Source organism: Streptomyces sp. NPDC057694, assembly GCF_042799415.1.
GTDB lineage: Bacteria > Actinomycetota > Actinomycetes > Streptomycetales > Streptomycetaceae > Streptomyces.
In genome coordinates, this window is the sequence record NZ_JBHVIX010000018.1 from 57,070 (window position 1) to 70,791 (window position 13,722).

The following is a 13,722-nucleotide window of genomic DNA, read 5'->3' on the forward strand; positions in this document are numbered from 1 at the left end:
GTACTTTCGTGTACAGCAGCACTTGAAACTTCAAGGAGGTTCGTCGTGACCGCCCCTCTGGCACCCGAGCGCATGCCCGCGCTCTACCTCTCCCACGGCGCCCCGCCGCTCGCCGACGACGCGCTCTGGCCCGGCCAGCTCGCCGCCTGGTCGGCCGGTCTGCCCCGCCCCAAGGCGATCCTGATGGTCTCGGCGCACTGGGAGGAGGCCCCGCTCGCCCTCGGCGCGATCGAGACGATCCCGCTCGTCTACGACTTCTGGGGCTTCCCCGAGCACTACTACCAGGTGACGTACGCGGCCCCGGGCGCGCCCGAACTCGCCGACTCCGTACGCAAGTTGCTGCGCGCTCCGGGAATCCCGGTGCAGGACGTGCCGGACCGGGGCCTCGACCACGGCGCGTACGTCCCGCTCGTCGAGATGTACCCGGACGCCGACATCCCCGTCCTCCAGGTCTCCATGCCGACGCTCGACCCGCAGAAGCTGATGGACATCGGGCGGCGGCTGGCTCCGCTGCGTGACGAGGGCGTGCTCATCGTCGGCTCCGGGTTCTTCACGCACAATCTTGCGGCGCTGCGACAGGGAGGCATTCCTTCGTGGTCGGTGGAGTTCGACGACTGGGGGCAGCGGGCGCTGGACGCCGGGGACGTGGACGCGCTGCTCGACTTCACGCACAAGTCGCCGGCCGGCGCGCTGGCGCATCCGCGGACCGAGCATTTCGCTCCGCTGTTCGTGACGATGGGCGCCGCGGAGGCCTCCGGCGAGTTGGGGGTGCAGCGGTCGGTGATCGACGGGTTCTGGATGGGGCTGGCCAAGAGGTCGCTGCAGTTCGGGTGACGCTTTCGTGGTCGGGCGCGGGTGCGTCGTGGCTGGTCGCGCAGTTCCCCGCGCCCCTGGAGTGCGCACTTCGTGCGGCATCTCCATCAGGAGGCGCGGCGGGGCCGCAGCCTCAGGGGGAGGCGGCGCGTAGCGCCTGCCTCAGGGGCGCGGGGAACTGCGCGAGAAGCCCCACCGGCCGTCAGCCGACCGACGACCTATGAGCCCCCACCGGGCTGCGGACGACGACGGTGGTCGTCCTAGCCTCGGGGCATGAGTGATGCGACAGAGGCGACGGTCAGGGCGGGGCGCGAGAGCGACCTGGAGGCGCTGACCGAGCTCTACAACGAGTACGTCCGGGCGACCCCGATCACCTTCGACACCGAACCGTTCACCGCGGAAGCGCGGCGGCCCTGGCTCGACGCGCATCCGAACCACGGCCCGCACCGCCTCTTCGTCGCCGAGGAGGCAGGGGATGGCGGCCGGATTCTCGGGTACGCGACCTCGAGCGCGTTCCGGCCCAAGGCGGCGTACTCCACCTCCGTGGAGGTCACCGTGTACTGCGCCCCGGCCGCGGGCGGCCGCGGTGTCGGAACACTGCTGTACGAGGCGCTGTTCAAGGCCCTCGCCGACGAGGACGTGCACCGCGCGTACGCGGGCGTGACCCAGCCCAACGAGGCGTCCGTGCGGCTGCACACCCGTTTCGGGTTCCGGCCGATCGGCACCTACCGGGAGGTCGGGCGGAAGTTCGGCCGCTACTACGACGTGGCCTGGTTCGAGAAGGACCTGGATGACGGACCCGAGTGAGGGACCTGAGTGAGGGACCTGAGTAAGGGGACCGCGTGACGAAAGGCCCTGGATCTCGTGACCTTCGCGGGCGGCACGACGGCCAGGAACAGGCAACCATCAGAGCGCCGGGGTCGTCTCAGGTGGCAGAGGCCCGCCGCCGACCGAGGGCCACGTCACTCGTGTCCCACTGCCTGACCTGCGTCTCTGTGGATCCTGGTGGTATCTCGTCGGCCTTCTCGCGCAGTGTGGCGCGACAGGGTACTGCATGATCAGAAAAAAGATGGGCGGCTTGGGAATTCTGTCCGGATTCCAGACGTTGATTCGTTCGGATGCAGGGCACCCGAGAGGGCGACAAGCCGACCTACCACCGCAAGGGAGCACGCATGGCAACCCGTGCCGTAGCCCGTCGTAAGTCCGCCGCCTCCGGCGAGACTGATGCGGCACGCAGTGTTCGCGCCGTAGGCGGGGAGATCGCCGACCGCGACCTGGTCGGCATGTACCTCGACGAGATCGCGCGGACACCGCTGCTCGACGCCGCCAAGGAAGTAGAGCTCTCGCAGACCATCGAGGCGGGCGTCTACGCCCAGCAGATCCTCGATGGCGAGCTGGGCGATTTCGGCGACAGCGAAGCCGCGGGCAAGGCGTCCCGCGAGGAGCTGGAGGCGCTCGTCGCCGAGTCCGACAAGGCCAAGGACATCTTCATCCGGTCGAACCTGCGGCTGGTGGTCGCGGTGGCCCGTCGCTACCCGCGCGCGGGCCTGCCCCTCCTCGACCTGATCCAGGAGGGGAACGCCGGCCTGGTGCGCGCCGTCGAGAAGTTCGACTACCGCAAGGGCTTCAAGTTCTCGACGTACGCGACGTGGTGGATCCGTCAGGCCATCACCCGTTCCATAGCCGACCAGTCCCGCACCATCCGCCTCCCCGTCCACCTGGTCGAGGAGCTGGGCCGGATCCGCCGGGTGCAGCGCGAGTTCAACCGCGAGCACGGGCGCGAGCCGGAGCCCGCCGAGATCGCCGCGCAGCTCGAGAAGACGACGCCGGAGCGCGTCACCGACGTCCTGGACTGGGCCCGCGACCCGGTCTCGCTGAACATGTCGGTGGACGACCAGGGCGAGACCCAGTTCGGGGACCTGCTGGAGGACACCTCCGCGGTCTCCCCCGAGCAGTCGGTCCTGACCCTGCTGCGCAGCGAGGAGCTGGACGATCTGATCGGCCGGCTCGACCAGCGCACCGCGTCGATCATCAAGATGCGGTACGGGATCGACGACGGGCGGGAGCGCACGCTCACCGAGGTCGGCAAGGAGCACGGGCTCACCCGTGAGCGCATCCGGCAGATCGAGAAGCACGCGCTCCTGGAGCTGAAGAAGCTGGCCCGCGACACCGGCTTCGACGCAGCTGCCTGATCCGTCTACGGGGTGCGGTCCGCCGCGCCCCGCCAGGGGCGCGGGGAACTGCGCGCTCAGCCACGTACAAGCCGCAGACGCGTTTGCTCATGCACCGAGCAGACGCGTCTGCGGCTTTCGTCGTGGTTGCTCGCGCCCACGCGGCGGAGCCGCAAATCGACACAGCCCCGCGCCCCTTACGGGGCGCCCCGCACCATGCGGGCGCCCATTTCCCGTACGGCGGAGATCAGTTCCTCAGGGCCCCGGACCCGGAAATCGAACCCGGTCATAGCCAACCGCACGGCCACCCACTCCACGGCATCGGACGAAGCCCCCCGCAACCGGCACCCGGAACTGTCCGGCAGCGGCTCAAGGGTCCCGGCCGCCGGAGGAACCCGTTCGGCGACCACCTCCACCGGCGCCGCGAACTCCACGTCCAGCTCGTACGACCCCGCGCCCCGCGACGACATCGACCGCCGCACGAACTCCGCCGCGTCGCCGCCCGGCACCTCCCGCGGAGCGAACCGCGCACCGGTCGCGAACGGCTCGGTCAGCCGGTCGACCCGGAACGTACGCCAGGCGTCGCGATCGATGTCGTACGCCACGAGGTACCAGCGGCGCCCGGTGGAGACGAGCCGGCACGGCTCGACCAGGCGGCGCGTCTCGGAGCCGTCCGCCGCCCGGTAGTGGAAGCGGAGCCGCTCCGTGCCCGCCGTCGCCGAGGCGATCACCGTCAGCGTCCCGGGCTCGATGGTGGCGCCGTCCCCCGAGGTCAGCGGGATCGTCGCCGCCTGGAGCGTGGCCACCCGGTGCCGCAGCCGGCCCGGCAGCACCTGTTCCAGCTTGGCGAGGGCGCGTACGGACGCCTCCTCCACCCCTTCGACGGCGTGCCCGGCCCCGGCGCGCAGGCCGACCGCGATGGCCACCGCCTCCTCGTCGTCGAGCACCAGCGGCGGCAGCGCCTTGCCCGCGACCAGCCGGTAGCCGCCGTCGGCGCCCAGCGTGGCCTGCACGGGATAGCCGAGGTCGCGCAGCCGGTCGATGTCGCGGCGGACGGTGCGGCGCGAGACCCGGAGCCGGTCGGCGAGTTCGCCGCCGGGCCATTCGCGCGGGGTCTGCAGCAGCGAGAGGAGGGTGAGGAGCCGGGCCGGGGTGTCCGTACTGGGCGTCGTCATGCGTCTCAGGATGCTCCTCATCTAGGACACGATCTGACCTATATGACTTCTAGTGTTCGGGACATGACCTCAACCGCAGCAACCGAACCGGCCGGTACGCCCGACACGACCGGTACGGCCGATTCGACCGGTACGGGCGTCGGCGACCGCCGTCGCTGGTTCGCCCTCGCCATCGTCATGACGGCGGCGTTCATGGACCTCGTGGACGTCACGATCGTGAACGTCGCCCTGCCCACCATCCAGCACGACGAGGGCGCCACCGCGGGCCAGCTCCAGTGGATCACCGCCGGGTACGCGCTCGCCTTCGCGGCCCTGCTCATCACGGGTGGCCGGCTCGGTGACGTGTTCGGCCGCAAGCGGCTCTTCCTGCTCGGCATCGGCGGCTTCACCGTCGCCTCCGCGCTGTGCGGGTTCGCCGCGAACCCGGAGATGCTGGTCGCCTCGCGGATCCTCCAGGGCGGCATGGCGGCGATGATGGTGCCGCAGGTCCTGTCGATCGTGCACGCCACGTTCCCCGCGCACGAACGCGGCAAGGTCTTCGGCCTGTTCGGCGCGATCGTCGGACTCGGCGCGGTGACCGGCCCCCTGCTCGGCGCGCTGCTCACCGAGTGGAACATCGCGGGTCTGGAGTGGCGCCCGATCTTCCTGATCAACCTCCCGGTCGGCATCGCCGCGCTGATCCTCGGCTCCCGCGTCATCACCGAGTCGAAGGCGCCCAAGGCGCTGAAGCTGGACCTGGTCGGCGTCGTCCTGGTCACCCTCGCGATGCTCGCGCTCGTCTACCCGCTGACCGAGGGCCGCGAGAACGGCTGGCCGGTCTGGGGGTACGTGATGATGGCGGCCTCCGTGCTGATCGCAGGAGTGCTCGTCGCGTACGAGAAGGCCAAGACCCGGCGCGACGGCTCCCCGCTCATCGAGCTGTCCCTGTTCAAGGTGAAGAGCTTCGCGGCCGGTATCGCCGTGCAGACTGTCTTCGGTATCACCACCGGCATCTTCTTCCTGACCTGGACGCTGTACATGCAGCTCGGCCTCGGCTGGAGCCCGCTGCGGGCGGGCCTGACCGGGGTGCCGTTCTCCATCGCGGTGTCGGTCGCCGCCGGGATCTCGGTGCAGAAGCTGGTGCCGCGCTTCGGCCGCAAGGTGCTCCAGGCGGGCGCCCTGCTGATGGCCGCCGGTGTGCTGATCTACGTATGGCAGGCCGGGCACTACGGGCTCGGGATCGCCTCCTGGCAGATGGCGCTGCCGCTGGTGGTGATGGGGCTCGGCATGGGGCTGATCGTCGCGCCGCTGACCGACGCGGTGCTCTCCGATGTGCCGCGCGAGCACGCCGGTTCGGCGTCCGGGCTGATCAACACCGTGATGCAGATGGGCAACGCGCTGGGTCTGAGCCTGGTCTCGGTCGTCTTCTTCAACGTCGTCGAGGACCATGCCGCCCAGGGCAGCGCGGCCTTCATCGACGGCTTCCGCAGCGCGCTGCTGTGGGCGGCCGGCATCCTCGTCGGCATCTTCCTGCTGATGTTCGCGCTGCCGAAGAAGGCTTCCGAGGGCGTCGGCGAGGCGGCCGAGCCGGAGATCGAGCGGGAGCTGATCGCGGCCCCGTAAACGGGAACTGATCGCGGCCCCGTAAGGGGCGCGGGGCTGTATCAATATGCGGCTCCGCCGCGTGGGCGCGAGCAACCACGACGAAACGCGCACCCGGCAACGAGACGACTCGACTTCAGGCGCCGGCCCCCACCCGGTCCAGCGCCTGAAGCACGTCCGAAGGACTGCCCCCCGGCGCCACGGCCCGCCCGATCCCCCGCCGGACGGCGCCCCGCACGGTGGACCAGGACCGCAGCCCCACCGGATGGAACTCGGCGTCCGGCAACTGGTGGACGAACGGCCACAGCGCCCGCTGCGCGCTGTCCTCCTCCAGCTCTTCCGAGTCGCTGACGGTCGCGGGCAGGGTGCCGGTGTCCGAGCCGTAGGTGCGGGCGGCCGGTGAGGTGAACAGGAAGGTCAGGAACGTCTTCGCCGCCGAAAGGCGGCCGTTCGCCTTGAACGCCATCAGCCAGTCGTTGAGCCCGACCGGCGGCGCGACCCCGTCGCCGTCCCGCTTGGGGAAGGGCGCGGTGGCGTACTTCACGCCCGCCCGGCCGGCCGCGGAGAGCAGCACCGGGTGGGCCAGCAGCATCCCGGCCCTGCCCTGGAGGAACTGCGCGTAGGCCTGGGTGCGGGTGAGCCTCGCCGGGTCGGCGCCCGCGAGGCCCGGCACGACGAGCTTGTCGCGCAGCCAGGTCAGCGTCGCCACGTTCTCCGTGGCGGCGAAGTCGTAGCCGGACAGCGACGCGTAGCCGCCGTCGCCCGCGAGCAGCCAGGCGAGCAGTTCGTCCTCGGCGGCCTCGGGGCCGAAGGTGAGCGCGTAGGGCGTGGCGACGCCGATCCGCCGCAACGCCTGGGCGCAGGAGCGGAGTTCGGCCCAGGAGGCGGGGGCGCGGGTGAGCCCGGCCTGCTGGAACAGGGCCGTGTTGTAGAACAGGCGCGGGGCGCTGGCCTGCGTCGGGATGCCGTACTGGATGGTGTCGATCTTGCCCGCGTCGGCGAACGAGCCGATGAAGTTCGCCTGCACCGGCACGGCGAACAACTGGTCGGCCGAGTAGAGCCTGCCCTCCTCGGCGTACGGCGCGAAGAAGTTGCCCTCGGAGATGTCGGGGGCGCGGCCGTCCTTGACCCGGCGGGCGAGTGTGGCGTCCAGCTTCAGGAAGGGGACGCGCTCCACCTTCACCCTGATCGCCGGGTGCTTCTTCTGGAAGGCCCGCACCGCGGCGTTCCAGCGCTTCTCGATGGATGTGCCGACGGTGCCGTCGTAACCGGCGAGCAGCACGTCGAGCGTGGTGGCGTCCCCGCCGCTGTCGCCGTCCGAGCCGCAGCCGCTCATCGCCAGGGCGCCCGCCCCGCTCAGGCCCGCCGTCTGAAGAAGGAACCGCCGTCGCCGCACTGCGCTTTCCCCGCTGTTCTGTTGTGAGTACCCCGGGTCTTTCGTCCGTGGCACATTGTGCCACACGGGCATACTCTGACTTTGTGGCAGGTATGGCCGTTCACCGGCCTCGCCCGCCCGGTACATCCCCAGTGAAGTGGAGTCCCTGATGAACGACCTGACCGGCAAGACCGTCCTCGTCTCCGGCGGAGCCCGTGGCATCGGCGCCGAGATCGCCCGGCGCGCGGTGGCCGCGGGCGGCGCCGTCGTGATCGGCGACGTACTCGACGACGAGGGCCGGGCGCTCGCCGCCGAGCTGGGCGAGCGGGCGCGCTTCGTCACCCTCGACGTGACCTCGGAGGGCGCGTGGCAGGCGGCCGTGGCGTACGCGGTCCAGGAGTTCGGCGGCGTGCACGGCCTCGTCAACAACGCCGGGGTCTCCACCGGGACGCCCCTGGAGCAGGAGAGCGTGGAGCACTTCCGCAAGGTCGTCGACATCAATCTGGTCGGCGTCTTCGCGGGCATGAAGACCGCGATCCCGGCCATGAAGGAGGCGGGCGGTGGCTCCATCGTCAACATCTCCTCGGCCGCCGGACTGATGGGGCTCGCGCTCACCTCCTCGTACGGCGCCTCTAAGTGGGCCGTGCGCGGCCTCACCAAGATCGCGGCGGTGGAGCAGGGCACCGCGAGGATCCGCGTGAACTCCGTGCACCCCGGCATGACGTACACCCCGATGACCGCCCAGCTCGGCATCCCGCGCGGCGACGGCGGCTACCCGAACACCCCGATGGGCCGGGTCGGCGAGGCCGAGGAGATAGCGAACGCCGTGGTGTTCCTGCTGTCGGACGACGCGGCGTACGTGACCGGCGCCGAGCTGGCGGTGGACGGCGGCTGGACCACGGGCCCGACGGTGAAGTACGTCATGGGGCAGTAGGAGCCGACCGGCGCAGGGTGCCCGTTTGTGTCTGCCTGATGCCCGAGTCTGTTTACTTTCTGGAAATTCAGCCGTAGCCTGCCAGTGAAGCAACAGATTCGGGCATATTCGCAGGCGAGAGCACAGGTATACGGGCATGTACGCACCGGAGCGTCAGCAGGAGATCCTCCGACTCGCGCGGGACGGCGGCCGGGTCGACGTGCTGTCCCTCGCCGAGGAGTTCCAGGTCACCGCCGAGACCATCCGGCGCGACCTGAAGGCCCTGGACCGCGCGGGGCTCGTCCGCCGGGTGCACGGCGGCGCCATCCCGGCCGGACGCCTCGACTTCGAGCCCGACCTCGCCGAGCGCGAGTCCACCGCGGCCGACGAGAAGGACCGCATCGCCCGCGCCGCGCTCGCCGAGCTGCCGGCCGAGGGCAGCGTCGTCCTGGACGCCGGTTCGACGGTCGCCCGGCTGGCGGCCGCGCTGCCGCCGGAGTCCGCGCTGACCGTCGTCACGCACTCGCTGCCCATCGCGGCCCGGCTCGCCGACCACCCCGGCATCCAGCTCCACCTCGTCGGCGGCCGGGTCCGCAACCGCACCCGCGCCGCCGTCGACGCCTGGGCGCTGCGGGCCTACGGCGAGATCCGCGCGGACGTCGTCCTCCTCGCGGCGAACGGCTTCTCGGCCGCGGCCGGACTGACCACCCCCGATCTCGCCGAGGCCGCCGTCAAGCGGGCCGCCGTCGCCGCGGCCCGCCGCGTCGTGCTGCTCGCCGACTCCGGCAAGCACGGCCAGGAGCACTTCGCCCGCTTCGGCGACCTCGCCGACGTGGACCTGCTGATCACGGACACCGGCCTCGGTGACGAGGACGCGGCCGCGATCGAGGCGGGCGGCACGGAGGTGATCCGCGCATGAGCGGCACCCGCACCCCCGGCCAGGCCCCCAGTCAGCAGAACGGCGACACCCGCATGATCCTCACCGTCACCCCCAACCCCTCCCTCGACCGCACCTACGAGATCCCCGGCCTCGACCGCGGCGAGGTCGTCCGCGCCGCCGGCGAGCGCATGGACCCGGGCGGCAAGGGGGTCAACGTCTCGCGGGCGGTCGCCGCCGCCGGCGCCCCCACCCTCGCGGTCCTGCCGCTGGGCGGCGCCCCCGGCGCCCTGGTCGCCGACCTCCTCGACGCGCAGGGCATCACGGTCCACCCGGTGCCCGTCGCGGGCCAGACCCGTTCGAACATCGCCCTCGCCGAACCCGACGGCACCCTGACGAAGATCAACGCCCCGGGACCCGAACTGAGCGCGCGGGAAGCCGAGTCGCTGCTCGCCGCGGTGGCGGAGCGGTCGGCCGGCGCCGACTGGATCGCCTGCTGCGGCAGCCTGCCGCGCGGCCTGGCCCCGGCCTGGTACGCCGAGCTGGTGGCCCGCGCGCACGAGGCGGGCGCCCGGATCGCGCTCGACACCTCGGGCCCGGCGCTGCTCGCGGCCCTCAAGGAGCGCCCCGACGTGGTCAAGCCCAACGCCGAGGAACTGGCCGAGGCCGTCGGCCGCCCGCTCACCACGATCGGCGACGCCGTCGCGGCGGCCGAAGAGCTGCGCGGGGCGGGCGCCGCCGCCGTCCTCGCCTCGCTCGGCGCCGACGGCCAGCTTCTGGTCGAGGCGTCCGGCACCTGGTTCGCGAGCGCCCCCGTCGACGCGGTCCGCAGCAACGTCGGCGCGGGCGACTCCTCACTCGCCGGCTTCCTGATCGCGGGCGGCGAGGGCCCCAGCGCCCTCGCCTCGGCCGTGGCCCACGGCGCGGCAGCGGTCCAACTCCCGGGCAGCGCAATGCCGACCCCGGGGGACCTGGTGCCGGACGCGGTGGTGGTGACGGCGGAGGTGCCGCTGGGCCGCCCCTTGAAGGAACCGGTGACCCGATGAGCAGCCCCACCAGGGGCGCGACCAGCCACGACGCCCTCAGGGATCGCCCCGCCAGGGGCGCGGGGAACTGCGCGACCAGCCACGACGCACCGGCACCCGTACTCACACCGGCACCCGCCCCCACCTCGGCACCGGTACCGGCCCCCGAACAAGCCACCCCGCACCGTAGGCAAAGGAGCCCGCGATGACCACGGCCCAGATGATCACCGCGGACCTGGTCGACCTCGACCTGTCCGCCGAGACGAAGGACGAGGCGGCCCGCTCCCTGGCCACCCGCATGGTGACCCTCGGCCGGGTCACCGACCTGGACGGCTTCCTCGCCGACGTAGCGGCAAGAGAGGCCCAGATGCCGACCGGCCTAGACGGCGGCATCGGCATCCCGCACTGCCGCAGCCCCCACGTCACCGAGCCCACCCTCGCCTTCGGCCGTGCGGCCCACGGCATCGACTTCGGGGCGCCGGACGGCCCGGCCGACCTGATCTTCCTGATTGCGGCCCCCGCCGGAGCGGACGACGCCCACCTGACGATCCTGTCCGCACTGGCCCGCCAGCTGATGGACGAGGACTTCAAGGCGGCCCTGCGCGCGGCGACCGACACCGAAGCGGCCGCGGCGCTGATCCGCGGCGACTCCCAGGCCCCCCACGAGCAGGACGCCGAGACCGCCTCGCCCGCCGAGACCACCACGCCCGCCGGGACCGCCGCGCCCACCGGGACCACCACGCCCGAGCCCGAACCCCCGGCGCCGGCCGACACGTTCAAGATCGTCGCCGTCACCTCCTGCCCCACCGGCATCGCCCACACCTACATGGCGGCCGAGTCCCTGGAGAACACGGCCCGCGACACCGACGGCGTCGAACTCGTCGTCGAGACCCAGGGCTCGGCCGGTTTCACCCGCCTCGACCCGGCGGTCATCGCGGCGGCGGACGGCGTGATCTTCGCGCACGACGTGCCCGTACGGGAGAAGGAACGGTTCGCCGGAAAGCCGACGGTCGACGTCGGCGTGAAGGCGGGTATCAACCGCCCCGCCGAACTCATCTCAGAGGTACGCGGCAAGGCGGCCCGAGGCGAGATCACCGGAGCCGGATCGGGCGCCGGGTTCGGAGCCGATCCGTCATCCACAGCTGTGGACAACTCTGGTGAATCCGGGGATGGATACGGGACAAAGCTCCGCAAATGGCTGATGTCAGGCGTCAGTTACATGGTGCCCTTCGTCGCCGCCGGAGGCCTGCTCATCGCGCTCGGTTTCGCGATCGGCGGCTACAAGGTCGCCGACGTGAAGGTCGAGACCCTGCTCAACAGCTTCGACTGGACCTCGTCGACGAGCTGGGCCGCGCTCCTCTTCTACACCGGCCAGGCCGCCTTCGCCTTCCTCGTCCCGGTCCTGGCCGGCTACATCGCGTACGGCATGGCGGACCGGCCGGGGCTCGTGCCCGGCTTCGTCGGCGGCTCCATCGCGCTGACCGTGAACGCGGGCTTCCTCGGCGGCCTCGCGGCGGGCCTCATCGCGGGCGGCGTCGTCATGGCGATCCAGAAGGTGAACGTCCCGGCGGTGCTGCGAGGCATCATGCCGGTCGTCGTGATTCCGCTGCTGTCGTCGATCGCCGTCGGCTTCCTGATGTTCGTCGTGATCGGCAAGCCGATCGCCTCGCTGCAGAGCGGGCTGACCGACTGGCTGAACTCCCTGTCCGGCGCCAACGCGCTGCTGCTCGGCGCCCTGCTCGGCCTGATGATGTGCTTCGACCTGGGCGGCCCGCTCAACAAGGTCGCCTACGCCTTCGCGGTCGGCGGCCTCGCCGACCCCACCGACGGCTCCCTGAAGATCATGGCCGCCGTGATGGCCGCCGGCATGGTGCCGCCGCTGGCGATGGCCCTGGCCACCACGGTGCGCGGCAGCCTCTTCACCCGCTCCGAGCGGGAGAACGGCAAGGCGGCCTGGGTGCTCGGCGCCTCCTTCATCACCGAGGGCGCGATCCCGTTCGCCGCGGCCGACCCGCTGCGCGTCATCCCGGCCTCCATGGCGGGCGGCGCGGTCACCGGCGCCCTGTCGATGGCCTTCGGCTGCACCCTGCGCGCTCCGCACGGCGGCATCTTCGTGGTCCCGCTGATCGGCAACCCCTGGCTCTACCTCGTCGCCATCGCGGCCGGGGTCTGTGTCGCCGCCGCCCTGGTGGTCGTACTGAAGGGGATGCGCAAGAACGCGCCGGGCAAGAGCGAGACGGCGGCCGACGGTGCGGCGTCCGCGGAGGCTCCGGTCCCGGCCGCGGTCTGAACCCGCGCGGGCGGAAGCCGACTTCACGGACGGCGCACGGTCCAGTGCGAAGGCGGCTCAGGGCCCGGTCAGGGTCCGGTCGAAGTGTCCGGTACTGCGAACACTGTGAATACTGTGAACACTGCGAGATACGTCACGGTCCGGGACCAAAGTCCCGGACTGTGGTGTTCACTGGACCGCATGCCTGAGCACGTGTCGATCCTTCAGCAGATAGGCCTGGCGGCGCTCGCGCTCGTCACTGTGGCCTGGGTGGTCGGTCTGGTCCGCCTGGTACGTGTCGTCGCCGTCGCCCCGCCGGAGCCGCCCCGGTCGCTGCCGCTGGGCGTGCTGCCCGGCCAGGGCAAGGCACCGGCCGTGGAGTCGGTGCCGCTGACCGCCGACGAGCAGGACGCGTTCGCCGGACTGGTCCGGCAGTTCAGCCGCCGCTAGGCGCTGTGCCTACGGTCGCCGCCGTCGGCCGGGCCGACGTCACCGTCTGACTCTTGAGGCGGCCCGCCGGTCGATCGCGGCGCGGGCGGCCTCCTGGGTCAGGTACACCTCGCACATGTGCGAGCCGTCCGGCGTCGCCGTGTGCTCGACCTCCCACAGGCTGACCTCGCAGCCGTCGCCCAGCAGGAACGCGTGCTCGTACAGCGCGAATCCGGGGCTGAGCCGACGGCCGAACGCCTGCGTGATCTGGTGCGCGCACGCCTCCCGCAGCAGCCGCGCCGTGCCGGGGCCGGGGCGGGTCTCCACCTCCGGGTTCTCCGCGCGGCGCAGCAGTCTGCGGGCGTGGTCGACGGAGCTGTCCGGGTCGGCGGGCCCGAAGGCGGGGCGCTGCGGCGGTACGGGCGGCAGCTGTACATGGGCGCCGGGGGTGTCGACGGCGGTCTCGGGAAGCCCGTGGCCGTCCGAGGTCTCCGAACCGTCGAAGTCGGTGAGGGCTCGGAAGGCGCCGAAGGTGCCGAAGGTCGTGAACGTGGTGAAGCCCTCGGGGGCGAGGGACACGTCGAGGTCGAAGCCCGGCGCGGCCTCCGGCGGCATCGGCAGCCGGCCGGTCGCCAGATGCACCTCGTCCGCGGTGACGTAGACCTCGTGCTGGGCGATGCCGTCCCGGCCGGTGTTGTGCACCAGCTCCCACAGGGTCAGCGGGCTGCCGTCGACGAGCAGCCAGGTGTGCCGGTACGTCTCGCGGTGCAGGCCCGCGCTGTGGTGGGCCGAGTGGAGGGAACTGTCGTACGCCAGCGCGCAGTCGATGCCCTCCAGCGTCTCGTCCGGCAGCTCGAAGGAGTTGATCGAACGGCCGAGGAGGCGTGCGAGTTGCTCTTCGGGCGACCTGTGGGACGGGGCGTCGTACAGGTGGCCGGACTCGTCGTCGTACGGAACGCTCAAGACACCTCCCGGCATTGCCGCATGTCACCTAGTGGGTGCATACCGTAGCGCCTCGGTCGGACATCGTGTCCGTGAAATCGCAAACAGAGAGCGGGAATTGGGTGCGTTCCTGCTGCTTCCTGGACAACGTG

General features: G+C 71.6%; 12 protein-coding genes. 9 read left to right on the forward strand and 3 right to left on the reverse strand.

Annotation, left to right across the window (positions count from 1 at the left end; all coding sequences use genetic code 11):
* Positions 1 to 72 precede the first annotated feature (72 nt).
* From ACFVDP_RS30755 to ACFVDP_RS30765, 3 genes are all read left to right on the forward strand, one after another.
* The gene (locus tag ACFVDP_RS30755; RefSeq protein WP_383497093.1) at positions 73 to 834 is read left to right on the forward strand and encodes a dioxygenase; all 762 of its coding nucleotides are present in this window, start codon (positions 73 to 75) and stop codon (positions 832 to 834) included.
* A gap of 252 nt (positions 835 to 1,086) precedes the next feature.
* Positions 1,087 to 1,620, forward strand: coding sequence for a GNAT family N-acetyltransferase (locus ACFVDP_RS30760; RefSeq protein ID WP_383496797.1), 534 nt, complete (start codon positions 1,087 to 1,089; stop codon positions 1,618 to 1,620).
* 365 nt (positions 1,621 to 1,985) lie between these two features.
* Positions 1,986 to 3,005, forward strand: coding sequence for an RNA polymerase sigma factor RpoD/SigA (locus ACFVDP_RS30765; RefSeq protein WP_383496799.1), 1,020 nt, complete (start codon positions 1,986 to 1,988; stop codon positions 3,003 to 3,005).
* A 176-nt stretch (positions 3,006 to 3,181) separates the two neighbouring features.
* Here the strand turns inward: ACFVDP_RS30765 and ACFVDP_RS30770 are convergent, their stop codons facing one another.
* On the reverse strand, positions 3,182 to 4,159 hold the full coding sequence (locus ACFVDP_RS30770; RefSeq protein WP_383496802.1) for a helix-turn-helix transcriptional regulator: 978 nt from the start codon (positions 4,157 to 4,159) through the stop codon (positions 3,182 to 3,184).
* Between the two features lie 63 nt (positions 4,160 to 4,222).
* Between ACFVDP_RS30770 and ACFVDP_RS30775 the strand changes: the two genes are divergently transcribed.
* A complete protein-coding gene (locus tag ACFVDP_RS30775) occupies positions 4,223 to 5,761 on the forward strand; it encodes an MFS transporter (protein WP_383496805.1) in 1,539 nt (512 codons plus the stop codon).
* A gap of 115 nt (positions 5,762 to 5,876) precedes the next feature.
* Here the strand turns inward: ACFVDP_RS30775 and ACFVDP_RS30780 are convergent, their stop codons facing one another.
* The gene (locus ACFVDP_RS30780) at positions 5,877 to 7,136 is read right to left on the reverse strand and encodes an extracellular solute-binding protein (protein ID WP_383496807.1); all 1,260 of its coding nucleotides are present in this window, start codon (positions 7,134 to 7,136) and stop codon (positions 5,877 to 5,879) included.
* 148 nt (positions 7,137 to 7,284) lie between these two features.
* On the opposite strand from ACFVDP_RS30780, the gene ACFVDP_RS30785 reads away from it, so the two are divergent.
* The 5 genes from ACFVDP_RS30785 (at position 7,285) to ACFVDP_RS30805 (ending at position 12,649) form a co-directional block, all read left to right on the forward strand.
* Positions 7,285 to 8,049: a glucose 1-dehydrogenase gene (locus tag ACFVDP_RS30785; RefSeq protein WP_383496810.1), complete on the forward strand. Its 765-nt coding sequence runs from the start codon at positions 7,285 to 7,287 to the stop codon at positions 8,047 to 8,049.
* 136 nt (positions 8,050 to 8,185) lie between these two features.
* Positions 8,186 to 8,947, forward strand: coding sequence for a DeoR/GlpR family DNA-binding transcription regulator (locus ACFVDP_RS30790; RefSeq protein ID WP_383496813.1), 762 nt, complete (start codon positions 8,186 to 8,188; stop codon positions 8,945 to 8,947).
* A gap of 53 nt (positions 8,948 to 9,000) precedes the next feature.
* Positions 9,001 to 9,951 carry a 1-phosphofructokinase gene (gene pfkB / locus ACFVDP_RS30795; protein ID WP_383497096.1) on the forward strand — a complete coding sequence of 317 codons (951 nt, stop codon included), beginning with the start codon at positions 9,001 to 9,003 and terminating at the stop codon, positions 9,949 to 9,951.
* 184 nt (positions 9,952 to 10,135) lie between these two features.
* On the forward strand, positions 10,136 to 12,220 hold the full coding sequence (locus ACFVDP_RS30800) for a fructose-specific PTS transporter subunit EIIC (protein ID WP_383496816.1): 2,085 nt from the start codon (positions 10,136 to 10,138) through the stop codon (positions 12,218 to 12,220).
* A 180-nt stretch (positions 12,221 to 12,400) separates the two neighbouring features.
* The gene (locus ACFVDP_RS30805; protein WP_383496818.1) at positions 12,401 to 12,649 is read left to right on the forward strand and encodes a hypothetical protein; all 249 of its coding nucleotides are present in this window, start codon (positions 12,401 to 12,403) and stop codon (positions 12,647 to 12,649) included.
* Between the two features lie 39 nt (positions 12,650 to 12,688).
* On the opposite strand, the gene ACFVDP_RS30810 is transcribed toward ACFVDP_RS30805, so the two are convergent.
* The gene (locus ACFVDP_RS30810; protein WP_383496822.1) at positions 12,689 to 13,591 is read right to left on the reverse strand and encodes a DUF6227 family protein; all 903 of its coding nucleotides are present in this window, start codon (positions 13,589 to 13,591) and stop codon (positions 12,689 to 12,691) included.
* Between the last annotated feature and the right edge of the window lie 131 nt (positions 13,592 to 13,722).

What these genes read in the sequence shown, in the direction of transcription:
- ACFVDP_RS30755 (WP_383497093.1), top strand. Translation starts at nt 73, where the DNA reads ATGCCCGCGCTCTACCTCTCCCACGGCGCCCCGCCGCTCGCCGACGAC.
- ACFVDP_RS30760 (WP_383496797.1), top strand. Translation starts at nt 1,087, where the DNA reads ATGAGTGATGCGACAGAGGCGACGGTCAGGGCGGGGCGCGAGAGCGAC.
- ACFVDP_RS30765 (WP_383496799.1), top strand. Translation starts at nt 1,986, where the DNA reads ATGGCAACCCGTGCCGTAGCCCGTCGTAAGTCCGCCGCCTCCGGCGAG.
- ACFVDP_RS30770 (WP_383496802.1), bottom strand. Translation starts at nt 4,159, where the DNA reads ATGACGACGCCCAGTACGGACACCCCGGCCCGGCTCCTCACCCTCCTC.
- ACFVDP_RS30775 (WP_383496805.1), top strand. Translation starts at nt 4,223, where the DNA reads ATGACCTCAACCGCAGCAACCGAACCGGCCGGTACGCCCGACACGACC.
- ACFVDP_RS30785 (WP_383496810.1), top strand. Translation starts at nt 7,285, where the DNA reads ATGAACGACCTGACCGGCAAGACCGTCCTCGTCTCCGGCGGAGCCCGT.
- ACFVDP_RS30790 (WP_383496813.1), top strand. Translation starts at nt 8,186, where the DNA reads ATGTACGCACCGGAGCGTCAGCAGGAGATCCTCCGACTCGCGCGGGAC.
- pfkB (WP_383497096.1), top strand. Translation starts at nt 9,001, where the DNA reads ATGATCCTCACCGTCACCCCCAACCCCTCCCTCGACCGCACCTACGAG.
- ACFVDP_RS30800 (WP_383496816.1), top strand. Translation starts at nt 10,136, where the DNA reads ATGACCACGGCCCAGATGATCACCGCGGACCTGGTCGACCTCGACCTG.
- ACFVDP_RS30805 (WP_383496818.1), top strand. Translation starts at nt 12,401, where the DNA reads ATGCCTGAGCACGTGTCGATCCTTCAGCAGATAGGCCTGGCGGCGCTC.